We start from the raw sequence: 24,770 nt of genomic DNA, 5'->3' as shown, positions 1-24,770 counted from the left end.
CTTCGGCTCTCCCGTCAGTTTTCCGGCCGATCGCTGCCGACGTGCGCGCGCTCGATGCGCGCCGTGCCGGGCAACGACGATGCGGTGCGGTTGTAGTGGCCGTCGGGCGAGTAGCCGTCGTTGCGGATCCCCAGCACCGACTGCCCGTAGCGGATGACAAACCCGCCTGAGACCTCGTGGACGACGACGGTGTCGCCTTCCACATGGAAATTCGCTGTCGCCTCGCTGCCATCCGGGAGCTTCGTGAAGATCGTCGGCAGGTCGCGCGCGGTTGCGTACTTGAAGTAGGTGAAACGTCCGTCGTCCCACAAGGCGGTGGGCGCAAGCGCGCGATCGCCGCGCATCATGTACTGCAAGTTCGCTGCGGGCGTGGCTGACCCAGGCGGACCTGGGGACGTCGCCGCGCCTGGCGCTGCGATTGCTGCCGGGACCGCTGGCGCGTCCTGCTGGCCCGCCAGCGCTGAGCTGACCGCCTCGCGGCGCCGTAGCTGTTCGGCCGCGGCCTTCGCCTTCGTGTCCGGATACTCAAAGCGCAGGATCCACGTCGCGGGCTGCAACCGCGATACGTCGACAAGCGACAACGAATATGTCCGCCGGTTGGTCACGAGCACGAGGTTGGTTTCGGGTTGGAGCGCACCGGGCTTCAGCAACGCTCCGCTGTCGTTGACTGAAACGTGCCAGGCGCGCGCGTCGCCAATGCCACCGCCGTCCTTCAGGATGTGCTCACCGGGCTCGAACTGGATCATCACCACACGGCCCGGCATCGTCGCCACGCGGTAGGCCTGATCAGGGCTATACGTCGCACACTGGATGTGCGGGTCAGCGCCACAGCTGCGCGGGATTTCGAGCGCACGGACGCGGCCGGCCGCAAGCGCACAAGCGGCGATAATCGCCACGGCACCTATCGGCGAACGCAGTCCAGGACAACTCACGACGCGCTCCCGCCCGGTCTCGAACCCGTCGGTACGGCATCGGGCGACACATCCGCCGGCGCGCGGGTATAGTCGCGTGTCACCTCGTAACTGGTGCACCTGAATCCGTCCGGATCAATGTCCTGCTGATCCTGTTTCTCCGGCACATCGACTCGGGTGAAGGCCACTGTCGCGATCCAATAGTTCGGGTCCGGGCGCTTTGCCGCCGCATTCAGGGGGATCAGCTGCCGTGAAAAAAACACCTGCGCGGTCGAACCGACAAAAGTAATCGAGCCGACCCGGGCGATGACGCGCGCCTGGTCCTTGAGCAGCTTTAGCGAGCCGGCCGGGCCACGGACAAGCGCGTCATAAGCGTCCTTTTCGCGATCTTCGCTCATGAACATCACAGCGCTGTGCATGTCGGAGATCGTCTCCCAGTCGTAGCTCTCGCGCATCTCGACGTAGCGGCGCAGGTCCGCGCGGTCGGTTTTTTCAGTGAAGCTGACGTGGCCATTCGCAGTCGTGGGCAGCACATCGACCTTTCCGGTCGTGTCATTCACACGCAGAATCGCAGGTGGATTCGGTCTTTTCAGGAGTCCTAAAGCTGCCGTGCCAAAAACAGCCGCGAGTGCGATGCCGCCCGAGAGAACCGATCGGCGGTCAGCGATCCTCGCCTTCTCTTCGGCCGCCTCAACCTTCGACTTTTCGAACTCCCGCGCCTGGTCCAGATACCAGCTGAGTGCGTCGCGCTGTGACCTGTCAACGGCATTCGCTGCTGCCTCCCCGCGCGCGGCGGATGCGGTCGACGTCCGTGCGCGATTGCGCGAGCCCGCGCCAGCCGCGAACCATTGTCTGATTGCTGATACCATCCTGGTCCTCACTTCGGTTCCGTGCGGCCGGACTGCTGGGCCAGCGGCGGGTTGACTGGCACCCATTGGCCCGTCGGCTCCGCTGGTTTCGGCGCAGAGCTGCACGCCGGCAGGACAAATGCGAGCAGGCATGCGCAGAACAGGGTTTTCATGCCAGATGCCCTCCATTCATTGGTCATCGATGCAACCGGTGATAGATGAACGCACCGACATCGTTAAGCAACGCCCCCACGAAGCCGGCACACGTGACCCAGCAGACGGCGAGCAACCACCAGCGGATCAGCTTCGCAAAGAAGTGAGGCATGGAACCTCCTACGTTTGCGAAACGGAGCCACCCGTCCTGTACTTGCCTGCACTACCCGCTTTCGACGCAGCGGCCAGCGCACGACCCAGACCGCCCAGCTTGCCCGTCATCGTCGAAATGCCCACGCCACTTGCCAGCGCCGAGGCGAGGCCCGGAAGATTCAGGGCGACAATGAAGAACACCACGCCCATCACGTCGATCTCTACCACCTGCCGCATCGACGGGAAGGCGGTTCCGCTCGGAGCGATCGATTGTGCGAAATTGACCTCTATCGCGCCTGCGCCTGCGAACAGAGCCACGAGCAGCACGTAATTGAAGCACTGTCCTGCCCAGTTCCAGAAGAACTGCCGCACGGGCGGAAACAGCGCCATTGAAATGAACAGCGGTCCGAGTGCGAGCAGCAGCCCGAGCGCAAATTTGGCGAGGATGATGTAGGCCACGGCCAACCCCATGAAGGGAGTGGCAAAGATAAGCATCACTGAAATCACCCAAACCGCGCCGATGATTTCGAAGTTGTGTGCGTGATCGTAGATCTGTCCACAGGCGTTGATGTAGGCGCTCAACAAATTGTCGAGACCCGAAACCGGATTGCTCTGCCCTGTAATCGCGCCGGAGAGCTGCTCGCCGAACCCGTTCACAGCTGGCACGATGTATTCGGTATAGAACTGAATGTTCATGCCGCAGGTCAGAATGAACGCCCAGGCCGCCATACGCATCAGGAAGTCGTTAATGGGTTCGTCGTTGTGCCCTTGCCAGTACGACCACAGGACCAAAAGCACGTAGATGCTGAAGCACGCCATCATCAATGGCGAAATCAGTCCGATGATGCGTTCGGAACCCGTGCTGATGGTCGTGATGACGTTCGCATCGAAGTCGGACGTCATTCTTGAGAAAATCGTCGTCGTGATAGGCGCAAATGACATCTTCGACTCCTGAAATCGTTTCAATTACTGCATTGCTTTTTTCACCACCTGTTCGGCTTCCTTGTCCTGCTCGCGCTGTTCGGGCGTTTCCTCCTGCTCGAGCTTTTCGGGCGTCGTACCAAGTAGATGTGCCCTGAACTCCAGATCCTGCCTGTGTGCGATCTCCTCCTGCACGTTGTGCTGATGGCGGTCCCATGCCAGATAGCCAAGATAGCCGGCAATGACGACCAGCAGACTGACGACCGTACCAAGCAATGCCTTATTGACCATTTGAGCCTCCGAGAAACTGGTTTTTGAATTCCCGCTCCTGCTGGTCCTTCGCAAGCTTTAGCTCCGCCTGCTGCAGTTGGGTAGTGAGCTGCAGACGCGTCTGCTCATTGGTAACCATCGCCTCCTCAGCAGTCATCCGGTTCTGCAGGTCCGCCTTCTCAGCCGGATCCTGAGTGAGGTTCGACTGCTGCATCAGCGACTGGATGTTATTGAGCCGCGCCATCGTCACGCTGTATGCCTGCTCGTTCATCGCCTTGTTAGCCGAGAGCACGTCGTAATAGCGTTGTTGCCCCGGCGTCGCGGCGTCCGTCATGCCTTCCTGCTGTTCGATCGAGCGCATCGTCGAGCTGATGCCCGACAGGCTGCCACTCTTCGCCTGGTCGTATATGTCCTGCCATTGTTCTGGCAGATAGTTGCGCAGGGACGCGTCGTTCATGATCGTGCCCAGGCCGCTGTTACCGGTAAGTGCCCGGTACTGTGCCTCCTGGTTCTCGATCTGTTGCATCAGCTGCTGGACCTGCTCCATCTGCTGGGCAAGCTCGGCAGGCGAGATGGTTGGTACGCCCTGCGCGCGCGCGATGGCCGTTGCACCCAGGCAGAGCGCGGTGACGGCCACACGAGCGCCCCGCAGCAGGCGTGCAGGGCGTTCCTCATCGTTGACGTTCACGATTCCCCCATCAGGCAGTGACAGCTTCGTTACCGGCGTCGACCGCGCGTGCCGACGAATAGATGCGGGCGAGCTCGGCCCGCTTGCGCTCAAGACCGCGCTGCAGCTCGCTGGTCCACAGTCGCTCATCGGCACCATGCTTTGCCGCCAGGCGCGTACTCAGCTTGCGTTCGAAGACGCGTTCCAGGTAGACCGGTAACCACACGTCTGGATCGTCCCCCAGCTCCGCGCGCACGGTGTCGCAGATCAAGACGTTCTCGCGGTCACCCGAGAACACGGCGATCGCGTCTTCCATGCCGCTGATGTCAAAGCTCGCGAACGCAGACTGGTTACCCTGCTTGATGAGAAACCGGCGCGACGACGGCGTGAGCTTTTTGAACTCGCTGAATTCCTTGCGCGTCATGCCATCACGCACGTACGCCTCTTCTTCCGCCGCCGGATCGGCCAGATAGAGATTCGTAGCGACGAGGCTGCGCAGCGCCGGGTACAGGTCGGCAGCCTTCTGGCCCTGCTCGGGCTGCTGGGTAATCAACATGATGAACTCACCCTCCTTCCGGCCGCTTGCGAGCGTCTCCTCGATCTGTTCGCGGATCGTGCGGAAGCGGATGGGCAACCAGTACTCTTCCATCACGGTCTGCATGAGCCTGCCCTCTCGTCGCATCATCCTCTTGAGGTGGAAAAGCCAGGCGAACGCCGGCTCCGAGGGTTCGTAGTTCTCGACAAGGAATGCCTCGACGTCGAAACCGATCCAGCGCTGTTGCGTCATGTTCAGCGACAGGTTCGGCGGGTTGTCGAACACCCACCAGAAGCGGCCGTTCTCCGATTTGCACCACAGCGACAGCCGCTGGCGCAAGCTGTCGTCGCCCTCATCCGGAATGCTGTCGAGCAGCAGGCTGAATCGCCGCAGGCGAACGTCCTCGATGGCCATCACTGCATCGACAGCGTTGCGGCACTGGATCTTCTCCGCGGCGCTCAGGTCGATCTTGATGCCCTTGCCCTGGTGATCGACGCCGTTCCTGCGCGCGCAAAGTTCGACCAACCCGTACAGGAACTCGCGATTCTCGGCGGTGTCGACCAGCTCGAACGGCGCCCAGCCAGTCGGCTTGCCTTTTTCGAGATGGACGTAGGCACCGCGCATTGCGCGGATGAACACTTCCCAGCCTCGGCCCTTGTCCAGTACGAAGAGCAGCTGCCCGAACCGGGACAGCATGCCAGTGACGGCGGTCGCGACTGTCGACTTGCCGGCACCCGTTGTGCCTTGCAGTTTCAGGTGCGCGGCCAGCTTCTCCGCCACGTTGACGTCACCCTGCCGGGTTGCATGCGGGCTGAAGTGATAGATTCCCGACGCCGAACGGAACGGAATGACAGCTGAGCCGTCGCCAATCGGATTGCCCTCGGCCTTGCCGGCCGAATAGTCGTGACAGGTGAACATTGACGCGAAGTTGCGCGAAGACTGGATCTTCGGCCGTGGCTTGACCCTCGCACCGGGTATCTGCGAAAAATACGTGAAGGGCGCCGAACCGGTCGCAAGCGCCCACTCGACACCGCATTCGTTCAGTGAGCGCGATGCGAACAGGATCCCGTTTTCCAGCGCCTCCAGTGTACTTGCGCCATAGATCACGGCCGCACCATGGTACTCGCCGAACGACAGCTCACCCGTGTTGACGTAACCCTGCGCATCGCGCAGTTCCCTGACCTGGTGCTTCGCCTTGTCGGCGGCGGACTCCAGTTTGTTGATCGCCGAGTCGATCGTGCGGTTCGACTCGAAACCCGTCATGCAGTTGAATGAATGTACCACTGTGAATTCGACTGGTAACGAAAGCAGTGGATCAAGCTGACCAAAGCCCGGCTTGTCCGGGAAACTGCGCAGATCGCGGCAGGTGAAGAATCTTCGGTGGTCCGGCACACCCGCCCCGTCGATCGCGTGCGTGTCGTAGCCGAAGCGAAGGTAGCTGGACGGGATGACGTCGACACCGGGCTCCGCAGCGACAGGCAGATCGACCGTCACACCGTTCACGAGATAGCTGATGAATCCATAAAGCGACGAGAACAGCATCTTCGAGCCGTTCATATGCGTGCGCTCGTACACTTCGAGCAGTTCGGCCTCATAGTCCTCAAGCTGTTGCAGCGCCTGCCCGGCGAGTGATGCGATTTCCTTCAGTCCGTCCTCGAAATCTTCGTACTTCAGGATGATCGAAAAGTAATAGCGGTTTTCGAAGAACCGGCCGCCCCTGAACTGCCCGCCATGCTGCGTCGAAAACCAGTTCATGAAGGGGCTGTCGAAACGGTACTCGCGACTGACATTCACCCGCCGTCGCATGAAAACACCGTGGTAGGCAAGGCGTCCGCCAAGATCGCGACCCAGTTTGCTCAGGGTCTCGGTGTCGCGGTCGAACTTGCGCTCAAGCACGATGTTTTCGAATACCTCGAACGGCACGCCACTCAGTGCAAGCGTCACCATGAAACGGTTTCCATCGATGTGCTGTACGTGCCTTGTGACCGGGTGCCTGAACTTTGGCATCCAGTCTTCGACGGCGCCGATTGCGCCGAGGATCTCGCTTGAGATGGTTGGTCTGCTGCCCATCACGGCTCCCGTTCGAGCTCACGCAGCCGGCGCTCGCCCTTGGACAATGGTTGGAGAAAATCGCGGAAGACACGACGCTGCCGGCCGTAGCGCAATGGCGCAAGCGTCGACGTGTTGCCGAAGTTTGGTGCCGCCCGTCCGGCATTTACCCGTGCGCGGATGCGCAACTGCCAGAAATAGAAGCGGCAGCGGAACTGCAGCCACATGATCCACAGTCCCTGATCATCGGTTTCACATATGTGCTTGAACCACAGCAGGACCGGAAAGCCGAGAAAGACGAACAGCAGGCCGCCCGGGCCAACGAAGAAGGCTACGAGCACACCCGTGAACATCGAGGCGACGACTATGACCAGCATCGCCATGTAAGGCACGCCCCAGATGGCCGCAGTACGTCCAAGACCATTGAAACCGGGATAGCGGGCTTTCTCGTCTGTCATGGCGCGTGCTCAGGTGAAGAGGTTCCACAGGTACGGAGCGAGCACGCCGACCACAGCACCGACCACCGCGACCTTGCCGCCGAGCGTAACGAACTCGCTCCAGTGAGAACGGTCTGCCCAGCACTCCGCCCCTTTCCATAGCAGCACGCAGGAAGCACAGACACCGAGAAACGAATACAGCCAGATCTTGAACGTATTCGCACCCTCTGTCGCTGAATCAAGGCCACCTCCGGCCAGGGCAAGTCCAGGCGCAATCAGTGCGGCGCCAAGCACCGTTGACCCGGCAGCGCCAGCCATGCGTTTCGCATCGTCTTTCAGTTGTACTAACCTTATTGGATGGAATTTCATTTTCCGAAACATATGACCTCTCCTTTTCGAACAAGAGCCGCGGTGCGGCCGGTCAAGTCATCTGCATGAGTCGCTGTCGCAGCCGAAGTCGCCAAAGGCATCCCATGACGGATGTGGCGCATCCTGGCGCGGCTCTCGAACGGCGTGGCTCGTGGGGCTCGACTTACGCTCTCCTGCACCAACCTGCGTCGTCGTACCAGCTGGCCGGTCCATGATGACGGGTATCGCGGGAACCATGTCGACAGGTCCCGCCGTGCTACGTGCATTGGCAACGACACGCTGTACGTAGCTGGATCCGTTGGATTGAGCCCGTTCGCCGCCAACGAAATCGCCGCTGTAATAGCAACCGATTGCCGCCCGCAAGGCGCGTTGGCCCTGACCATACGCGGCACTTGCCCGCTGATAGCAGGCGTACAGGATCGCACTGCCTGCACAAAGATTGGCGCATGGGTCGAAAGCGGTTTCGTACGTAAGGCCGTACCGGGCGAGATTGAACCGGTTCACCTGCCCTAACCCGACGCTGAAATTGATTCCACGTGCATCGAGCGCGCGAGCCGTGGCAACCGCCTCTTCGGAGTCGCGGGGTTGTCGCGCCAGGCGGCCGCCAACTACGCCGATTGCATAGGGGTTGAAGCCGGATTCGGTGCGAGCGACGGCTTGCATCGTGACGGGATGCACGGATGGCGCGCACTGTTGAGCTAACTGGTTGAAATCAACCATGGGCCGTACTCGATCCAGTGAGCGCGCGCGGCCACGATCGCCGCGGCTATAATGAGGCTAGCCATTATTTCCCTCGCACGGTAATCAATGGTTAGGCCAGTGACGGTGTTGGTAGCACCGTCACTGGTCGATCATCGGATGTTGCCTGCTACAAACTCCATATCCTTGAAGCGGATCCGGATCTCTTCCGCGTCCTTGCAGTGTTCGCACGCAAAGGCGATCGCGTCGTCCAGAACGCGCCACGTCTTTGGATGCCCCCGCTGCGTCTCAACCGTCAGGACTTTTGCATCCGCCGTCAATTCGATCTGCCACGAGCCCAGCGGCCCCATGAAGATCGCCACACGAGGCCGGGGGACCAGTCCTTTTGCCAATTCCGCTTGCGTAATACCCATATCGCCCTTTCTTTGCACCGAAAGAGGCTTTTTGCAGCAAGCGAGAGGATTCATCAAGCATCATGAATCACTTTTTGATTCATGAACATCAAAAATCAGAAATCGTATTTTGATTATAGGCATTGCTCTTTTGCCCGTCAACCTGCGATCAGCTGCTGTGCGACGATTTGGCGAACAGGCGCGACCGTTACACCAGCGCTCGCGAGCCACTACCTGAGCATGCGTGCAAAATTGACCGCGTGTGCGCGGTCACCATGCAAGCAGATTTCACGCGCCACGCTGACAAGCTGCCCGCCAGGAAGACCGTAAGTGGGCCACGCGTGCGTAGTTCCGTAATGCCCGCACTAGCGTTCGATGTCATTCATTCCCCCTTTCCCTCTCTTCCAATGCGTCACGCCGTCCGCCAATGGCAACACTGAATCGACACTACACTGACACTTTGGTCGAAACATGCTGATAACTTCAAGATCCACGTTTATTCTTGATTTTCATCTTCGCCCATGCTATGGGGGCGGCTGAGCAATTCCACATGGCGATTCATAACCAAAAACCAGAGCGGTGGGACGAGGGCGAGGATGAACATTTGCAGATAGCCGGCTGGCAACGCCTTGCCGACCAACCTGAGTCGCCCGTACGAGCGTGTCTGGTCGAGATGGTGATGGGTGTGGAGCCCATTGTTCACGAAAAGCCGATTCGACAACCAGGAACGCACGTTCCACGCTAGCGCGTCTTCACGATTGCGGGCGGTACCAATCAGACCGTAGTGCTGGATATAGCCGATCGCCTCGACGATGAACATAGAGATAGCGCTCTGCCCGAGATAGAACAGAATGCCGCGGGAACCACCAAGGCACCCAAACACCCCGACGGTCGCAATGCAAGCTGCGGCCGGCCGTATGAGTCTGCTCTTTCGACCTTTCGCCATTCGGAGCCGATCGTGAGTGAATGCAGCGAGTAACGAAAGACGAAGGGAGTTGCCAACATGTCGCCATAGCGAAAGACCAAGGCGAGCAGTGGAGCCGTAGCGGGCATCTCCTACGTGCGAGTGATGCAGGTCGTGAACGATCCGGTAGTGTGGATAGCCAGCCAGCGTCAGCGCGATATCAGATGCCACTCTGAGCCGATAACCACCGCGATGCAAAATCTCATGGATGTGCGCCATTGCAAACGCACTCAAGACACCACATGCGGCAGTGAGCCCCGCGTATTCAGGCACAGCTACCCATCGCAAGCGGATCACCGTCGTGAGAATTGCGCACAACCACAGGCAAATGAAGACGACGGGAACAGCAGCGCTGATCACTGTGACACAGTGCTGCTCGCCGTCGGCTTCAACATGTTCACCGAGGAGCAAGTCACCTAGCAGGATGGTAGTAATCAGGCAGAGCAGAAACTTCCACGGACAGTCCCAAAGAAACGCCAAAATTGCAGCAGCCGGCATCATCGCCGAAAGCCAGTACCATCGTTGATTTTCACGCCAGGAGGCCATGCTCTTCGGCAAATTTCACGGCTCTGGTAATGCGACCAACGCCGAGCTTCTCGTTGATCCTCTGAAACTGGCGATAGACCGTCATCGATGAAACCCGTAGTTCGGTTGCGATTTCGGCCGCCGTAAAGCCTGTCTTTACCAGGCCCAAGAGCCGCACCTCGTCTTGCGTAAGACCTGTCGTCTGCAAGGCCTCTTCCCTCAAAGCACCGGAGGACCACTCGAGAAGCTCCAACGCCAGAGCACGAAAAAAGGGGCGGGCCTCGTGGAATTGCGGTTCCGCTTTTTCCGGCGGCCGATCGGACCCGAGATATAGAATTCCGATGCGACCGTTCTCGCTTGTATGAGCTGGAATCAAATAGCCGCTTCGGAATCCGTACTCCGCGGCTACTTCCAGCATACGTTTCTGTCCCGCGGTTCGGATAGGCAACGCTGAACCTAACACAGGCGCCGTATTGGAACGTGCATACTCGAGGCATGGATCGGTTAGATACCACCGATTTGCGTTATATAGCTGGCACCACTCTGGACGGCAGCCGATCAAGAACCGGTAGGTCGATCGACTATCTGAACAATCGGACGGGTGCAAAGAGGCAAACACAAACCACTCTGCTCCGTGAGCTTGAACCGCGCGCCTGACAAGCGAGATCAGCTCCAGCTCATCCGTGGAGTTCAACAGGTCATCAACACTCAGATCCATGGGTCCTACCTTGCTCAACGCGCCTCATCAACGTGGCGGCCCCACACCAGTCTCCGCACCTCCCCATATATGGCTCGCATCGTCGAGTAATGCGGATCCGCCAATGCAAAGCCCTCAAAATCGGCACGTACTGACATCGGGAGTACCTGTACGGCAACCGTTTGGTTTCCCTGGACAAGAAACCGCTCGGCAATAAACCCGGTTGTCACTCGGTATAGCCGTAGGCCGACCCGTTCAGAGGACGCTCCGACATGGCGTTCAAAGATAAGATTCTTCATAGTCCTCTCCAGTCCCGTCGGGATGATGACCACACTTTCTACAAGTGCGATCGAGACAGTCTCGTGGGGACCTTGCGGAAACTACGTTGTCGGCCACGCAGGCTTCACACTCGAACAGCCTAGTGAAAAAGACTGTTTGACATATCTGACATGTCAGTTGATGAACCTCGTTCTCCAGCAAGACCTCCCAGCAGTCGTCACCGAATGACGCTCCACAAGCCGGACACACGATGTTGATGCACTCGCTCATAATTCCCAACCCGAGAGGATATGGACATCAAGCAGCGACGCTTAAATGCCCGAGGATAGCGGATCGACCGCTCTCCGGAGCACACCACGCAGCGATGCAGTCCCTGATGAGCAAAGCCGAGCCAGCTTGTCTAGGAGCGGGATGATGCGGTCCTCGATTGTGATGGACATGCCCCAGTGCTCCCGATCCGACAATCTGTCCTGTCTGGATCAAAAGAATTTGTATAAAGTTAATGCTCCAACTTCGGGGCGTGCCACCGCTGTTACATCCAGAAACACTAATGCGAACCGATATGCATATGTTCGGCAATTGGCTCTGGTTCGTGATCTTGATATGCACGTTGTGGTGGCAAGAATTGCGGGACGTGACTAGACGATCGAGTGAGAGTCGATGTCTTTTGCATATCAGCCAAAGCGGCTGATGAGGCTCCGAGCAATTTGGTTAAGGCTAGCAGGCCGGAGATCCACTAGCTCGATGCAAGGTGACTCGGCGAATGATTGATAGCCTCGTTTTGTGGAACGCGCGTAGCTCGGATCGTAGTGCGAAATCATTAGGCGTTCGAACAATTCTGGAATCCTTCGCGACGCAGCCAACTCACGCCATAGCTCGAGTTCTTTCCCGCCTATGAGGCTTCGCAGGTGTGTCAGCCGCTCAACTAAGGAATCGGGATCGCTTTCAAAGTGCGCGTAATCTTCCCGCCAGAGTCGGACTCGCTCAGTCATCGGCGCGCTGACCTGCAAGAGCGTCCCGGTTGAATGCATTGTTTCGAACAGCGCGAGCGGAAGTTGGACATTGCCAATCTTTTTGCTCTCTGCCTCAACCCACACCGGGCGCGTTGGCGAGAAGGTCGAGAGCTTCTGGAGAAGCAGGCTGTCAAAATATTTCTGGGTCGGCTGTGGAACGCCCGGGATTGCTCCGATGACAGAACCGCGATGCGCAGCGATCGCCTCAAGATCGAGCACTTGCGCCCCCTCGACCGAAAGTTGCTCGAGCAAACGCGTTTTGCCGCAGCCGGTCGGTCCAGAAAGAACGAGGTACGAAAACTCTCGCGGGCGGGTTTCAAGTTGTTCGTTGACCCAGCGGCGGTAACCCTTCCATCCACCCGGCAACCGCTCTACTTTGTAGCCAACCGTGTCAAGTGCATCGAACCATAGGCGGCTGCGTTTGCCCCCTCGAAAGCAATATACGAGAATCCTGTTGCGGCGAGGACGGGTCACGATCACTGTGTCCAGATGGCGCGAGATATTCCTCAGCGAATAGGACACGCCAATCAGGTACGCGCGCATCTTGTCGGTGCGATGCAAGGTTCCCACCTCTGCGTATTCGTCATTGTTGACGACCGGGAGGTTGATTGCGCCAGGGATGTGATCCTCTGCAAATTCCCTCTCGCATCGTGCGTCGATGATGAGGTCGTACTCTTCAAATCGATACATGGGCGCCGCCCTTCCCATCGAGAATTTGTCGACGTGGCTATTCTGGCAAATTTGTGGAGCCCTGACTCGAAAATTGACATATGCGACAGGGCGATCCTGAGGGCGGTCCTCGTTCGCGCCACACGAATCCGATGCCGTCGATGTAGCGCGACCGTGGCACTACGCCGTGCCCGGCCATCATATGCACGCATGCAAAGCAAGATTAATTGCACGCCTTGAAGTTATCGATGCGTGTCGGTACCCAAACGAGGTCTACGCGCCGTGGTTGACCGACGCCTGAAGCGGGCACTCCGACATGCGCCCGGCGGCGAAGCAGGCATCCTCATTCGAGCAGTACTGGACATGCACACGTACGTTGCCGATGCCGGAGACGGACGGCGGCAGGCAACGATACCAAGTAACGGGTTGCGAGGTCAGTTTGCAGGTCGAACGTTTTTGGGAAAGGCGCGGGATCGGGTTTATGACTCGTGGCTTACAGGTTAAAACCCCAATGTCGTGTCACGAATCTCGGTCCGTGTGATTTCCGCGGGGCCTGCGCCGAACGTTTCTCCGGGCGGCACCACCGGTACCCACGAACGATGCAGGCGTCGGCCCTTAGCGCTCAGCTGCACCCACATTCGCCACACTCGTTTCGCGGCGTTTGATCCCGTGTCACTCTCGGTAGCGGCTGCTTTGACGTCGTTCGTCACAGTCCCGCTGGTTTCCCTCCCTGCGATATTTGCTTTCGTAGTCGCGAAGTTCGGCGGCGTGATCAGTTGCCGCGGCCCGGCCGGGCGGAATCGTCACCGCGTTCGCATCGCCCGAGATCGGCAGACGGGTCACTCAACAACTCAGCGTGAGCTCTGCGTGTCCATAACAGTGCGTGGATAACGGATGTGGCGGGCGGCGCACTCCAAGTCATCTCTCTCGCATACGGAAAGCCCCTCTTCCCGGCAGAGTGAATCGTCGCGTCTGGAAATCGAGATAATTTTTTAGCGGAGCGGAAACCGCACTTAGCTTGGCGTTACATATTACGTGTTTTTCACTACACGTTTGCCTTTCGCAAATCCGAGCTGTGAGATTGGCGGCCGACCAATGCAAAGACGCCGTCCGGAAACACGCAGACGGCCCACGCCCGTGAAACATTCGATGCAAACATCGGCGCAAGCCTTACCCGACAACACATTACGGGCGAAAGACATCTACCCCGGAATGTTTCACGGGCGCGGCAAAGTGGGCCACATTATCGCCCTAATGTTCCCTAGCTGTCTTAGGCCCGAATCGCGATTGGGGTTCGAAAGTCCCGCGAAGAGCGAGTCTCAGGAGCGCGGCACCAGCATCAACTAATGACTTCGAGGTGGCGCGCACCATCCGGCACCGCATCGACGACCAGCCGGCGGTCGAAGGTGGTCAGCGTTCCCCCGTGGCGCCGCGCGAGGGCAAGCAGGTACGTGTCGGTCACCTGGTCGGTCGCTAGGACGCGGCTGACGTCAACGTGCTCCGGATCGAGCAGGCTCAGGTCGTCAGACCAGAATGTGTGGCCAGGATGTGCGCGCAGCTGCGCGACAAGCGGCGCGACCGCGGCAGGCGTCTCCAGCGTATTCGGGTAGCGCGGATTGCCGATGATGCGAAGCACGCCGTTTTCAGTCAGCGGGCAGGTTGCCCAAGCGGCGTGCCCTGCCCGGCCGAACCATTCGTGCGCGGCCTCGTGCTGTACATGACCGGCGTCGAGCAGCGCAATCAGTACATTGACGTCAAGCAGATACGTCATCAGGGCGCCTCGTCGAGCAGCTGGTTGACGAGTTCGGGCGTGACCGTCCGCGCGGTGCGCGCGTTCGGCAGCACCGGCAAGCCGTTGCGCGTGGCCGGAGCGACTGCGGGACGCTGCAGCGCTGCGCGCGCGAGTTGCGAGATGATGCGGCCGATCGACACGTGCTCGCGGTCGGCGCGCGCGCGCGCGAGGGCGAGCACGTCGTCGTCGATATCGAGGGTGGTTCGCATGGGGACCTCCATAGGCATCCAGTTGTTTCACACCCCGTCAGGATAGCCCATATCGCATCAAGCATCAAGCATCAAGCATCAGTTGTCACCCAAAGATCCTTCCGACCGACCGACCCACCCCGTGCTGCCGGTCTGGCGGGAAAAATCGACTTGAGGATCATATGTCCTTCTTCACGCCGAGTGATCACCTCCGGGCCACCACGATGCTCGCACCCGCACGCCGCAGACAACGCACCACCCGATCTCGAGCTGCTGCAGCTCGCGTGTCGTGCCCGCCACCGGGCGCTCCATCAGATCGCCGATATCCGAATGTTGTAAATGAAGCCGCTCGCATCAGCCCCGGATGTCGATGCACCAGACGGGGGTAGCAGCCGCTCGAGGAGCGCCACGGCGTCGGCCGTGGGCCGCGCCCCAAGGAACAGGATCCGCCCGTGGTGGTGCAGTCGTGCTCTGTCGTCGCATCGGGCATCGCGACCACGGCCGCGATGCAGGCGATCGTTGCCAAGCACGGCGATCGACACGGAAGCGCGAATCGCTTTTTCAGGTTTCTCCGTGGTAATGTCCGCTGCATTCAGAAGGACGATTCTGCCCCGCGCCGCGTCCGCCTTGATTCAAATCAGAGGTGATGCCCGGACCTCTATGCGCTGTTGCACGACCTAGATCACGTCCAGCGTGGTTTCCGTCTCACCATGTTCTAGTGGCGTCCAAGTGGCTGTGATCGCGGTCGGTCTGCCCGGGACACAGGGAAACGTACGTGTTACGCCCGCCGCATCTCGACGGGCCAGACCGCCGGCTGCGCGCAACCGCCCCGCCCAAATAAGGGGCTAACGGCGGACAGCACCCTGGCACGACGCACGGTAAATGCCGCACCTCGCGTTCTCCGGCCAGGTTTTCACGACAGCAGGCTAGCTGCCGCCGCGTTGCATGGGCGGATCACGGACACGCCACGCCACATACCCCGCCGCCCCGCCGAGCTCCGGGCAGATGCGTGCCGGCGAGGGCAGCGGCAGTTCGCACTATGCCAGCCCGTAACGTGCCGCACTGCACCAGCGGGTGGGCCTCCGGTGCTTCCAGCGCCCGACCTCAGGCGCGGTCCCAAGTCAGGTTGGCGGGATTACTGGAAACCATGGACACTGGCGTTCGAGTTGCTTCGCAGGCTCTCCCGTCGCATCGTCCATTAGGCGGCATGTCTCTTCCCAAACAGTCAGGCCTTGTTCAGGCTCTTCTCCTTCAGGCGACGCCTGACCTGCAGACGTCAAGGGCATAGGTCTCCAGAGTGTCGGTACTACTGACACTCTGGCGAGCATCGGCCGTGCCGCCGATATCAGGAGGTTCCGCGTGTCAGTAATACTGACACTTCGGCGCCTCACACGAGGCGTGCCATGCGGGTCGCAACGTAACGAAGGTCCGGAGTGTCGGTACTACTGACACCGCGCGACGTCGCCCAGGGTGTGGCGCTATTGGGAGGTCCGGACTATTTCTGAGTGTCCGCATTACTGACAGTCTAGCGTTGATCTGCGGGCAACCCGCATTTGGCAATGAACCAAAAAAAGCCCGCAGTCTGCGGGCTTATCTTCGGTGAGTTCGATTACTGCTGCGTGCTTGGTTCTTCCCTGTACAGCTCACTGATAAGTTGCCGGATTCGAGTCTCTTGAGCTTCGCTAAGCGACCCGGTCTTGATTTTGACGGTGAACGAGTTCACGTCCTTGGTAATGCTACCGGCCTGTTCCTTGCCCGAAAAGAACTTCGCGATGCTCCGCTCGCGGGCCTCCGTTCGTGAAGCCTGACGGGTGGCCTGCGCTACGATTGCGGCAGCATATCGGCCCTGGAGAATTTCTCCTTTGAGAACGTCCGACCATAAGTCCTTTGCCGCAGCCAAACCGGCAGCGCCATGCTTTTTGATAGCCGACACAATCTCTTCTGCGGCGTTGCACCCAAGCAACGCGGGCTGCAAGTCCAATTGCTCCTTGATGAAATCAGGCAGCTTCTCGAACGCCAAAAATTGATACAGCCCAGTGCGAGACATACCGAGTGACTCAGCGAGCCGCTTTCGATTCGGAAACTCTGCTTCTGCACGACGAAGCGAAGTCGCTATTTCATAGTCGGTCAGGTTGGACCGCCCGATGTTCTCTACCAACGCGAGAACAACCATATCCTCATCGGAGCACTCGACTATGACGGCCTTGATTTGCTCCATGCCCAAGATTTTGTGCGCGCGCAATCGCCGCTCACCAGCGACCAGTTGGTAGCCGGACTCAACGCGCCGCACCGCCACCGGCTGAACCAACCCCTTTTCGCGAATAGACTCTGCAAGATCTGAAAGCTCGGCCTCGACAAAAATCCGCCGCGGCTGCCATGGATTCGGCACAACCTCCGCAACCGGAATCATTGCTTGGCCGCCACTCGCTTCCAACTCTTGAATTTTAAGTTGTGCGGCTGCCAAGGCCCCTGCCATCCCAGGCCCTGTCTTCGGCTTCTCGAGCACGGGCTTGGTCGCGTCCATCTCCTCGTCAGAAATTGAGGACGTCTTCCGGAGGTTGGCGGTTTGTAGAGCCATACGATCACGAATGCTGCTCATTGTGCGAGACTCCATTCGTCGACGTACATGTTGTCAATCCACTTGCAGTATTCAACCAGTGGTTGCCGTACACGCTGCACCGTCTTTGAGACCCCGTCGGATTTGCTGAGGTCGAACACTGTCGAGAGCGCAAGCGCGCCGTTGCTCATCACCGAACTCGCCGGAATCTCGGTCGTGGTCAACCAGTCTTCGTAAGCGCGTTGCGTCCAAGAGCGAACGATGGGTGCTGACGACGTCGGGCTTGTATCCACCTTCGACAGAATCACGGAGATGAAATCGTAGACCTTGTCTGACTCCTTCTCCATGAAGTTCGCGGCAATATCCGAAAACAGCCCCCAAAACGATACCGAGCTGATGAAGTCTAGGCTCTCCGGCACCAAGGGCATCACCATCGAATCAGCCGCCATCAATGCGTTCAATGTGAGGTAGGAGAGGGAGGGAGCTGTGTCCAGAATGATGTAGTCGTACTTCTTGCGCAGCGGCTCCAAGCCTTTCCGCAGGATTGCCCAAAACTGATAGCTCGGGCGAGTCTTCAGCATCGAGGGGATGAAGAACTCCGCACTGAACAGCGACGGATGTGCGGGAATCACATCCAAGCCGTCCCAATAAGTTTCCTTGATAGCAGATTCCAGTCCGCCTTCCATCTCCTCGTTATAAATAAAAGGGAGAACGGTCGAATCCTCGTCGACCTCGTTTTCGGCATAAAGTCCGCAGAGTTCGGACAGGGAGGCCTGCGGGTCCAGGTCAACCACGAGCACTTTCCGTCCGCGCAACGACAACCCTTGCGAGATACACATCGTCGTCGTAGTCTTCGTCGACCCACCCTTAAAGTTGGCGACTAGAACAATCTTGCCATCTGCTTCGCGACCGGTCACGAGCGGCGACTGATAGATTTCCGACAACTGTTGTACGTAGATGCGCGCCTCGGCCAAGGTAAACAGGCGGCTGCGGCCCGTGCCGTGTGCAACGCCCGGCGGCAACGTGCTTCCTTCCCGCGTCGCTTGGTAGTGAAGCTTGGTCCGGTCCAGCCCGCACAGGTCTGCTACTTCGGCAGTCGTAAAGTTCGGTGGTGACTTTCGCGGCCTCGGCGTGAGAATCTGCTCGCGCAGCTCGGCCGTCAGCCCGTCCAGTTTTTTTGCAAATTTTGCGATTTTCGCTAGAGGAACCTTGCGTGTGATAGCGGGAAATTCGACTTTAGACATGGTTTTTACACTTTCACCGGAAATCGTGACGAAGCGTAGAATACTCGAAAACTTTGAAAAAATCGCTGTCGCATAAGCTAGTTTCTTAAATTCTCCCCCTAATCCGCTGAAAAACAACGAAAAACGATCGAACGGCACGACAGAAGAGCCAGAACTGGCTGCTCGTGCGAAAGCATTCCGAAACCTAATGGTGAGAGAAATTGTTGAAATACGTTGAAGCAGGGTTGTGAAGGTGGGTGAGAAGAATTGTTGAAATCTGCCAGTTGACGTGCCCGTCCTGCTTCTTTCAACAATTCCTCTCACCATCCCATTGCGGGCACATCGCATTGCCGCGAAATGCGGGGCATATTTTTGCCCCAAGAGAGTTCATCGCTCCCCGGTCGGAGTCTTCCGACGGCCCACAACGCAAGCGTTATGCTGGTTTTCACTGCAAGGACAACTGCACTTGCCTACAAAAATACTCACCATCATCAACCGGTTATCGTCTTATCCACAGATGCGCTGGCCGCAAACGGCCGTCCGGTGGACCTTGGTGCCGTTCATGCTGATAAATCGAGCACGCCAGCTGCGTGGTGCCACAAAAGCACTCGCCATCCTTCAACAAAACCACTCACCCATTTCGAGCTATTTTGGCCGGTAAGCCCCGCCAGGTAGGGGTCGCCGGGATGGGAAGCGATATTCAACAAAAATTCTCACCGTCACTTCGCGCCTACAGAATCACTCACCTGACGCTGGTAAACCTCTCACGCTAGTCAAGGATTTCTACTCACCTTCTGCCTACAAAAGTCCTCACCTCTAGCACAAAAATGCTCACCCACACGGGACTAACCCATTGTTTTTACGGGGATCGTGGTTTCTCTGTTGTTAGTTGGTTGGTTTTCGCTTTTAAAAGACTTTGAAAAACATACCACCGTCCATCATGACGCCCGGCCCCAAAAAGCGGGAAGGTGAGTGGATTTGTTGAACACACACGTGCCAATGGTGGGTGATTAGAATTGTTGAAATGCCCGATTTCATGGTGAGTCTTTTTGTTTTGACATCTCACCTACACGTGATAGAGTCTCCGCGACCGGCAACTAGGGGCAGGATCCTCGATGGCAAACAACATCACGACACGCGCAACCTCGCGCCAGCTGTCGTTCGAGCTGTTCGAGGAGATGCTCACCACTGATACACCGATCAACGAATCGACGAAGGAGATTGGCTATCAGCGTAACAACGTTTTTATAGACATCACCGATGTGGGTATTACGGCCAGGCGACTCCTGGACGCAGCGCACTTCATCGTGGCGCAGGAGCCGACCACCCCGAAGATCTATGACGTCGAGCTGAGCTACTTCCGATGGCTCATGCGTTATGACAGCTACAACTACAAGCACCTGCGAACAGTCGTGTCCGAGGCTCAAAAAGCCTTGATTCAGGTTTCGGCCTCGCCCCCTGGCAGCACGTCCGCGGAGGACGAAAAGTGGGTGTCCGTACAGCTCATCGGTATCGTCGGTATCGACAAAGGGCGCATCACTTTTGCGGTTCCTGAGCCGCTCATTCCGCACATCAAGGACCCGGTGAAGTCGCACTGGCTGAGCCTGCGAATCACCTCTGCCTTCACGCTTACCTATGCTCGAGCCATTTACGACCACGTCATCGGTTACGTGGCAGAAGGCATAACTGAGTGGTTCGAAGTCGATGTGGTACGTGGCTGGCCCGGGAAGGCTGCGTCGACTGCAACCGAATTCAAGTACTTCAAACGCGACAACCTCGACAAGGCGGTTAAGCAGATTAACGCAGTCTCCGACATCGACCTTAGCTACGAGACTCGCACCGTGAGCCCGAAGTCGAAAAAGATTGACCGGATTCGTTTCAGGTTGACGCGCAAAGAAACCGCTGGAGCTATTCGAGCTAGCCTGCTTGGCGCGCAAGAGATATACACGACGCTGAAGAACGAATTCGGCTTCACCGAAAAGCAGTTCAACACCATCTCGCAAAACCGCGCTGCGTGGTCGGATGAGCGTATTCTCCAGGCAATCGAATACACGCGCGCCAAGGTCGACTCCGGCCAAGTCAAGAAGAGTCCGGGCGCCTACCTGCTAAAAGCTATCACCGATGGCTACAAGCTATCGGACGCTGACCGCAAAATGCTAACGGTACAGCAACAGCAGCAGGAGCAGGAGAGCGCGGAGTCCAGCGCGAAGCAACTGGCGATAGCGGCCGTCGCCGCCAGCGCCGCAGCGGCAGAGGAGCGCAGCAAAACAAAGACCGTCGAGAATGCCGACCTCGGTCGTGAGGCCTATCACAAGGCGGACGGCAAGGCGCAAAAGGACTTCATGCGTGCCTTTATCGCCTCCGCGGCCGGTAAGCTGGCCATCAAGCGGGTGAAGCTCAACCCGTTGACGATTCATGAGTCGGAAGTGCTGGCGCATAAGGACCTATCCTTTGCGCTCTACTCGTTCGTGTTTCTGCGCACCAAAGCGAAAGCCGCCACCAAGGCTTAAACGGAACGCGAGCACTCGGCTCCGCACCTCGCAGACCTGCTCAAGCATCTCCCCCTAGCTCGCATTCACGGTCATTGCGTTAATCCAGACCGTTTCACCACCATGCGTCTCGTGCAGCCGCCGAAGATGGTCGCGTCGAGGATGCACCTCCGCGCTTTGCTTTTTGATTTGGAGACCGACCGGCTGATCGGTAGCGAGGGTATCGGTCTGCCGTTCGATATCGTTTCATGATTGGCATTCACAATGCACAACAATTCGTCCGTAATGCCGTGTTATAGGTCGGGTGCGTGGGAGACCTGATTGAATGGCATCACAAGACCGGCTCTCCACTCATCGAGTGCTCTGCACACGATGTCGTAGGCGGTCCGGAAGCCGGATCCTTCGGACTGGCCCGGCACATCGGGAAACAGCCGCCGACCGACGGCCAACATGTAGTCGTCACAGTAGCCATACTCGTCGAGCCCGGCATCATTGACGACGTTGTCTTTGGACGCGTCTCGGGCTGAATGCAACGATGTTGTAGTATTAGCAGGGTGCCGCGGCCGTGTGGGGAGAGCCAATTTCGTCGCCGAGCTTCCAGCTACTGCATCTCGTCATTCCCCAATATCAGGGGAGTCCTTGCAGTCCGCCGACTGCGCGGCGGGTGTTTACGAGCTCGGGCATCACCTGCCAGTTTTCCGATTCCCGATCGCCAACTGTATTTATAAAACATCCCCTCGAGTCGGTGCGGGCACAAGGTGCACCGTTATGGGAGTGAATCCGGCCCGGCTCGGTCTGCTGCTGGGCGCCAGATACACCCGAGCCCGGCCCGGTCGCATAACAAGGCCCAGGCCGAGTAAGGGATTGCGGCGTCTTCGCTGATCCAGCGGCGCACCTGCCGACCGCCATATTCCGACATGCCGAGATAGCGCGCAACCGCGCGTCCCGGCAAGCCGGTGCGCCGGATAACCTCCTGAATCTCGGCTCCGCTCGGCTGCTCCCAGCCGTCCTCCGCCGATCGCAGGCAGGTGGCCCGGATTTCGATGTGATAGCTCATCCTTACCTCGAACCGTTTATTTTTCCATGTGTTTCGTGAAGATCCAGTCCCTACGGCTTACGCCGCGTGCGATACAAGCGCCCTCCGGACGCTTGACGGCCCAGGCCGGTGCCCGGCCTGGGCCGTACCGGATCGTCGCGCCGCAGACGCGGCGCGCTGTGCTCCCGTAATTATCCAGCCCCCACGGCTCACGCCGCGGGGGATTCACGCGCCCCGCGGGCGCTTGACGACCCCGGCCGGTGGTCTGCCTGGGCCCGTACCGGATCGTCCCGCCGCTGACGCGGCGCGCCGGCGCTCTCCCCATGTCCGGCGATGCGGCCATGGGGGACCCCGTGCGCCTCGATCCGGGCGCGCGGCGCGCGCGATGCTCCCGTGATTATCCAGCCTCCTAGCTTGCAGGGGGAGGGGCGGCGGGGCGCGGCAGTCGGTATGCGCCGTAAAGCCGCCGCGTAGCTATCAAGGCGACGGACGTTGCGGGTGTCGGAGATCCAGTGCGATGCGCACCGCGGCAACCTGTTCAGAGGTGAGACGTGCCACCGCTACGGACGTGGCGCGCTCATAGATCATCGGGTCGTACACGGCAGCGAGCGCACACACGCTCTTGCACACAACGCACCGTCCGGACCAGCCGGTTCCTGGGTACACCAGTAGTTAATGGCCCGCTCGATTTCGACAATGGCAAAACGTCAGTGATGAGTACCTCACAGGCCCGCGTGACCTCCACGCGGGCATTGACGATTAATCAGGATGACGAAATTTAATGCAGGATTCCGTTGTGCTCCATGAGCATTGCAACGGGCGCACAAGGGGGAACGCGTTCGAAGCCAGCTAGCGCGGCGAGGGCGATGGCGCGCAACTCCTCGCAGTGCATCTCTACCGGATTGCCATCGCGGTTGAGCATGCGGGCAATGCGCTGGAGTGCGTCAGCGGATTGTGCCGCCGCGTCAGCCGACAGGGCCATGCGGTACAGTTCGCCACGAACCATGCCCCGGTCTCCGTACTGCCAGACAGCCAGGAGCGGCAGCAGGGCGGCCAGCCACGTAGGACGGGTATTGAGCGGATCCATGTGAATTCCCCTTTCTGGACACGCCCCGACCGTAAGGCCGGGGCGATCCGGTTAGCCGCGCAGGCGGCGCAGTTCGTCAGCCAATACCCACAGGGCCCGATTCAGGCGGATGTTCTGGTCGATACCTGTAACGGCACGGGTCGTGGTGGCGCGGCCGCTCGCATTTCGACCCTGCAGCCCGCCACGAATCATGTTTTCCTGGACACGGTTGAAGGTGGCCCAGAGATCGGGCGCGCGATCTTCCACTCGGCGCGGCGCGAGAAGCTGGCGTTCCGTAACCGGCGCAGGCTTGTCCTCCTCATAGCGCAACGTGAGCGCCGCGCGGGCAAAGGCAACCTGTTCGCCCTCATCGAGCACGGTCGCCGCCATGCCTTCGCGCTGCTCTGTCGTTGCTTCGAAGCTCTTCAGCACTTTGAACGCGCCTTCGATCACTTCACCGATCACGTTACCCTTATGCGGGATACGGATATCGTTCAGCACGTTGCCGCACACGATGCCGTTCTGGCACGCCCAGCGGAACATTCCGGCGATCATCTGGTAGCTCGACGCGCCATTGTGGCTATTCAGGAGGATGACCTCATTGGCCTCGCGACCGGTGATCTGGTCGGCATGGCGCAGGCGGAGCATATGTTTCGTGTAGTCACGCATGCCCTCCTTGCGCACGCGGGTCTGGCAGACCATGAAGGGCTGGAAACCTTCCTTGCGCAGGGCGTCGAGCATATCAACAGTCGGGATATAGCTGTATCGTGCCGAGCGGCTTTCGTGCGCGGATTGCGCAAGGATGGACGGCGCAACTTCCGCGATTTCGTTGTTCGTCAGCGGATTGTCCGAGCGAAGGACAACGGCGTTGCTGGCAAAGCGGCTTGCAAGAGTGTTCATGCTGTTCCCCAATCAAGGAGCAGACCCGGCCGGCAGGCCGGGGGCCGGTTAGTTAGTCGATGGCGCGCAGGATGTTGGCGGCTTCTACGTGTTGCGTGGCGAACTCACGCAACTGGTGGAAACGTTCGATGATGGTGTCGTCCTGCGTCTTTTCCGCGAGGTGACACAGAGCGAAGAGCGTCACGGTGATGCCGAAGGCATCCGCGCCCATCATGTCGTTGTAGCCGTTTAGATGCCAGCGCACATGTACACGGCCCATGTTGGCCGGACCCATGTAGAAGCCACCGTTGGACAGCGTGAAGTAATGCCACGAGCCACCGTCGTAGCTGCTGCACAGGCGCGCGGCCCAGTCGTACACCATCCCTTCGCCGGTGAGGTAGTGGCGACCGAGATAGCGCGGCAGCACGTTGAGGCGCAGTTCATCGGGGATGATCGAGGAAGTAATACGGTTTTGGATTTCAGTAGTCATCGGAAAACTCCGGTTCGGCCATCGCTTCATTGCGAGGCACGTCATTAGTTTAGGACTAATAGCCCCTTATATCAAACAATACTTAGCCTTTATCGTTTGGAAATGTATACTGAATTGCTATTACGATATTAAATATTAATACCTGTCTATAAGGACTAAAAGGCCTATAAAATTAACCTGTGCCTCGCAATGAAGCGATGGCTGAACCGGAGCAATCTGATGACAGCAGCCAGCCTCAGCGTATCCAGCAGCAACGAGTACGTTTCGTACGGCCGACTTTGCCGATCGCCGCTGAACGTACGCAAGAAAGCGCCAACCGGCATTGAAGGCCTGGCCGAAACAAACGCGGAAAATGGCCTCATGCAGATAAACCTGCGGCGCCTCCGGTTTTTTTGGACACAGATTTGGGGTAAAACGTGTGATCCAAACTGGAGTGGTTGATGTTGAAGAAAACCAATGCGAATGCGGTTGCGCCAGAGGCGCTGGAAGGAGCGCGTAG

At 58.8% G+C, this 24,770-nt stretch carries 25 protein-coding genes; 1 reads left to right on the top strand and 24 read right to left on the bottom strand.

Translation table 11 applies throughout. The features are described from left to right. Positions 1-14: 14 nt before the first annotated feature. The 18 genes from F6X42_RS35085 to F6X42_RS35005 form a co-directional block, all read right to left on the bottom strand. Complete coding sequence (locus tag F6X42_RS35085) at positions 15-896, bottom strand: TrbG/VirB9 family P-type conjugative transfer protein (RefSeq protein ID WP_312892973.1); 882 nt, start codon at positions 894-896, stop codon at positions 15-17. A gap of 32 nt (positions 897-928) precedes the next feature. After that, entirely contained in the window at positions 929-1,948 is a 1,020-nt protein-coding gene (locus F6X42_RS35080) for a VirB8 family type IV secretion system protein (RefSeq protein WP_246530372.1), read from the bottom strand. Between the two features lie 7 nt (positions 1,949-1,955). Next, complete coding sequence (locus tag F6X42_RS45375) at positions 1,956-2,084, bottom strand: hypothetical protein (protein WP_281394071.1); 129 nt, start codon at positions 2,082-2,084, stop codon at positions 1,956-1,958. Between the two features lie 8 nt (positions 2,085-2,092). Next, entirely contained in the window at positions 2,093-3,007 is a 915-nt protein-coding gene (locus F6X42_RS35075; RefSeq protein ID WP_187638556.1) for a TrbL/VirB6 family protein, read from the bottom strand. A gap of 24 nt (positions 3,008-3,031) precedes the next feature. Beyond that, positions 3,032-3,277 (bottom strand): hypothetical protein, encoded by a 246-nt coding sequence (locus F6X42_RS35070; protein ID WP_187638544.1) that lies wholly within the window; start codon positions 3,275-3,277, stop codon positions 3,032-3,034. Continuing rightward, on the bottom strand, positions 3,267-3,944 hold the full coding sequence (locus F6X42_RS35065) for a TrbJ/VirB5 family protein (RefSeq protein WP_187638543.1): 678 nt from the start codon (positions 3,942-3,944) through the stop codon (positions 3,267-3,269). The genes F6X42_RS35070 and F6X42_RS35065 overlap by 11 nt, the downstream gene beginning before the upstream one ends. 10 nt (positions 3,945-3,954) lie before the next feature. Continuing rightward, positions 3,955-6,405, bottom strand: coding sequence for a VirB4 family type IV secretion system protein (locus F6X42_RS35060; protein ID WP_246530371.1), 2,451 nt, complete (start codon positions 6,403-6,405; stop codon positions 3,955-3,957). A gap of 122 nt (positions 6,406-6,527) precedes the next feature. Then, on the bottom strand, positions 6,528-6,965 hold the full coding sequence (locus F6X42_RS35055; protein WP_187638541.1) for a VirB3 family type IV secretion system protein: 438 nt from the start codon (positions 6,963-6,965) through the stop codon (positions 6,528-6,530). A 9-nt stretch (positions 6,966-6,974) separates the two neighbouring features. Then, on the bottom strand, positions 6,975-7,325 hold the full coding sequence (locus F6X42_RS35050) for a hypothetical protein (protein ID WP_187638540.1): 351 nt from the start codon (positions 7,323-7,325) through the stop codon (positions 6,975-6,977). Between the two features lie 45 nt (positions 7,326-7,370). Then, positions 7,371-8,033 carry a lytic transglycosylase domain-containing protein gene (locus F6X42_RS35045; protein ID WP_187638539.1) on the bottom strand — a complete coding sequence of 221 codons (663 nt, stop codon included), beginning with the start codon at positions 8,031-8,033 and terminating at the stop codon, positions 7,371-7,373. 131 nt (positions 8,034-8,164) lie between these two features. Next, the gene (locus F6X42_RS35040) at positions 8,165-8,479 is read right to left on the bottom strand and encodes a hypothetical protein (protein WP_143325754.1); all 315 of its coding nucleotides are present in this window, start codon (positions 8,477-8,479) and stop codon (positions 8,165-8,167) included. Positions 8,480-8,900: 421 nt separating this feature from the next. Beyond that, positions 8,901-9,914 carry a fatty acid desaturase gene (locus F6X42_RS35035; protein WP_187638538.1) on the bottom strand — a complete coding sequence of 338 codons (1,014 nt, stop codon included), beginning with the start codon at positions 9,912-9,914 and terminating at the stop codon, positions 8,901-8,903. Further along, the gene (locus F6X42_RS35030) at positions 9,898-10,611 is read right to left on the bottom strand and encodes a helix-turn-helix transcriptional regulator (RefSeq protein ID WP_187638537.1); all 714 of its coding nucleotides are present in this window, start codon (positions 10,609-10,611) and stop codon (positions 9,898-9,900) included. The genes F6X42_RS35035 and F6X42_RS35030 overlap by 17 nt, the downstream gene beginning before the upstream one ends. 932 nt (positions 10,612-11,543) lie before the next feature. After that, positions 11,544-12,572, bottom strand: coding sequence for a tRNA 2-selenouridine(34) synthase MnmH (mnmH, locus tag F6X42_RS35025; RefSeq protein ID WP_187638536.1), 1,029 nt, complete (start codon positions 12,570-12,572; stop codon positions 11,544-11,546). A 1,318-nt stretch (positions 12,573-13,890) separates the two neighbouring features. Continuing rightward, on the bottom strand, positions 13,891-14,322 hold the full coding sequence (locus tag F6X42_RS35020; RefSeq protein WP_094779160.1) for a TA system VapC family ribonuclease toxin: 432 nt from the start codon (positions 14,320-14,322) through the stop codon (positions 13,891-13,893). Continuing rightward, entirely contained in the window at positions 14,322-14,552 is a 231-nt protein-coding gene (locus F6X42_RS35015) for a CopG family transcriptional regulator (RefSeq protein WP_187638535.1), read from the bottom strand. Before F6X42_RS35015 ends, F6X42_RS35020 begins: the two co-directional genes overlap by 1 nt. Before the next feature lie 1,588 nt (positions 14,553-16,140). Then, positions 16,141-17,130, bottom strand: coding sequence for a ParB/RepB/Spo0J family partition protein (locus tag F6X42_RS35010; protein ID WP_187638534.1), 990 nt, complete (start codon positions 17,128-17,130; stop codon positions 16,141-16,143). After that, positions 17,127-18,332, bottom strand: coding sequence for a ParA family protein (locus F6X42_RS35005; protein WP_187638555.1), 1,206 nt, complete (start codon positions 18,330-18,332; stop codon positions 17,127-17,129). Before F6X42_RS35005 ends, F6X42_RS35010 begins: the two co-directional genes overlap by 4 nt. A gap of 1,094 nt (positions 18,333-19,426) precedes the next feature. Here F6X42_RS35005 and F6X42_RS35000 point away from each other — a divergent pair. Further along, on the top strand, positions 19,427-20,821 hold the full coding sequence (locus F6X42_RS35000; protein ID WP_187638533.1) for a replication initiation protein: 1,395 nt from the start codon (positions 19,427-19,429) through the stop codon (positions 20,819-20,821). A 745-nt stretch (positions 20,822-21,566) separates the two neighbouring features. Here the strand turns inward: F6X42_RS35000 and F6X42_RS34995 are convergent. From F6X42_RS34995 to F6X42_RS34975, 6 genes are all read right to left on the bottom strand, one after another. Beyond that, positions 21,567-21,857, bottom strand: a complete 291-nt coding sequence (locus tag F6X42_RS34995; RefSeq protein ID WP_187638532.1) for an XRE family transcriptional regulator — start codon at positions 21,855-21,857, stop codon at positions 21,567-21,569. A 456-nt stretch (positions 21,858-22,313) separates the two neighbouring features. After that, entirely contained in the window at positions 22,314-22,466 is a 153-nt protein-coding gene (locus F6X42_RS46090) for a DUF3717 domain-containing protein (protein WP_376776496.1), read from the bottom strand. Next, a complete protein-coding gene (locus F6X42_RS46085; protein WP_376776498.1) occupies positions 22,421-22,534 on the bottom strand; it encodes a DUF3717 domain-containing protein in 114 nt (37 codons plus the stop codon). The genes F6X42_RS46090 and F6X42_RS46085 overlap by 46 nt, the downstream gene beginning before the upstream one ends. 80 nt (positions 22,535-22,614) lie before the next feature. Then, positions 22,615-22,923 carry a hypothetical protein gene (locus F6X42_RS34985; protein WP_187638531.1) on the bottom strand — a complete coding sequence of 103 codons (309 nt, stop codon included), beginning with the start codon at positions 22,921-22,923 and terminating at the stop codon, positions 22,615-22,617. Positions 22,924-22,974: 51 nt separating this feature from the next. Beyond that, on the bottom strand, positions 22,975-23,802 hold the full coding sequence (locus tag F6X42_RS34980) for a DUF932 domain-containing protein (RefSeq protein WP_187638530.1): 828 nt from the start codon (positions 23,800-23,802) through the stop codon (positions 22,975-22,977). Positions 23,803-23,854: 52 nt separating this feature from the next. Then, positions 23,855-24,271 (bottom strand): antirestriction protein, encoded by a 417-nt coding sequence (locus F6X42_RS34975; protein WP_187638529.1) that lies wholly within the window; start codon positions 24,269-24,271, stop codon positions 23,855-23,857. Between the last annotated feature and the right edge of the window lie 499 nt (positions 24,272-24,770).

Source organism: Paraburkholderia podalyriae (assembly GCF_014397785.1).
GTDB classification, from domain to species: Bacteria; Pseudomonadota; Gammaproteobacteria; order Burkholderiales; family Burkholderiaceae; genus Paraburkholderia; species Paraburkholderia podalyriae.
This window is presented reverse-complemented; position numbering and strand designations above follow the sequence as displayed.

Excerpts from the sequence above, each read along its gene's own strand:
- mnmH (WP_187638536.1), bottom strand. The coding sequence starts at position 12,572 with ATGTATCGATTTGAAGAGTACGACCTCATCATCGACGCACGATGCGAG.
- F6X42_RS34975 (WP_187638529.1), bottom strand. The coding sequence starts at position 24,271 with ATGACTACTGAAATCCAAAACCGTATTACTTCCTCGATCATCCCCGAT.
- F6X42_RS34995 (WP_187638532.1), bottom strand. The coding sequence starts at position 21,857 with ATGAGCTATCACATCGAAATCCGGGCCACCTGCCTGCGATCGGCGGAG.
- F6X42_RS35005 (WP_187638555.1), bottom strand. The coding sequence starts at position 18,332 with ATGTCTAAAGTCGAATTTCCCGCTATCACACGCAAGGTTCCTCTAGCG.
- F6X42_RS35010 (WP_187638534.1), bottom strand. The coding sequence starts at position 17,130 with ATGAGCAGCATTCGTGATCGTATGGCTCTACAAACCGCCAACCTCCGG.
- F6X42_RS34980 (WP_187638530.1), bottom strand. The coding sequence starts at position 23,802 with ATGAACACTCTTGCAAGCCGCTTTGCCAGCAACGCCGTTGTCCTTCGC.
- F6X42_RS45375 (WP_281394071.1), bottom strand. The coding sequence starts at position 2,084 with ATGCCTCACTTCTTTGCGAAGCTGATCCGCTGGTGGTTGCTCGCCGTC.
- F6X42_RS35030 (WP_187638537.1), bottom strand. The coding sequence starts at position 10,611 with ATGGATCTGAGTGTTGATGACCTGTTGAACTCCACGGATGAGCTGGAG.
- F6X42_RS35050 (WP_187638540.1), bottom strand. The coding sequence starts at position 7,325 with ATGTTTCGGAAAATGAAATTCCATCCAATAAGGTTAGTACAACTGAAA.
- F6X42_RS35000 (WP_187638533.1), top strand. The coding sequence starts at position 19,427 with ATGGCAAACAACATCACGACACGCGCAACCTCGCGCCAGCTGTCGTTC.
- F6X42_RS34985 (WP_187638531.1), bottom strand. The coding sequence starts at position 22,923 with ATGGATCCGCTCAATACCCGTCCTACGTGGCTGGCCGCCCTGCTGCCG.
- F6X42_RS35040 (WP_143325754.1), bottom strand. The coding sequence starts at position 8,479 with ATGAATCCTCTCGCTTGCTGCAAAAAGCCTCTTTCGGTGCAAAGAAAG.
- F6X42_RS35075 (WP_187638556.1), bottom strand. The coding sequence starts at position 3,007 with ATGTCATTTGCGCCTATCACGACGACGATTTTCTCAAGAATGACGTCC.
- F6X42_RS35070 (WP_187638544.1), bottom strand. The coding sequence starts at position 3,277 with ATGGTCAATAAGGCATTGCTTGGTACGGTCGTCAGTCTGCTGGTCGTC.
- F6X42_RS35015 (WP_187638535.1), bottom strand. The coding sequence starts at position 14,552 with ATGCGAACCACCCTCGATATCGACGACGACGTGCTCGCCCTCGCGCGC.
- F6X42_RS35060 (WP_246530371.1), bottom strand. The coding sequence starts at position 6,405 with ATGGTGACGCTTGCACTGAGTGGCGTGCCGTTCGAGGTATTCGAAAAC.
- F6X42_RS35045 (WP_187638539.1), bottom strand. The coding sequence starts at position 8,033 with ATGGTTGATTTCAACCAGTTAGCTCAACAGTGCGCGCCATCCGTGCAT.
- F6X42_RS35055 (WP_187638541.1), bottom strand. The coding sequence starts at position 6,965 with ATGACAGACGAGAAAGCCCGCTATCCCGGTTTCAATGGTCTTGGACGT.
- F6X42_RS35020 (WP_094779160.1), bottom strand. The coding sequence starts at position 14,322 with ATGACGTATCTGCTTGACGTCAATGTACTGATTGCGCTGCTCGACGCC.
- F6X42_RS35080 (WP_246530372.1), bottom strand. The coding sequence starts at position 1,948 with ATGGAGGGCATCTGGCATGAAAACCCTGTTCTGCGCATGCCTGCTCGC.
- F6X42_RS35035 (WP_187638538.1), bottom strand. The coding sequence starts at position 9,914 with ATGGCCTCCTGGCGTGAAAATCAACGATGGTACTGGCTTTCGGCGATG.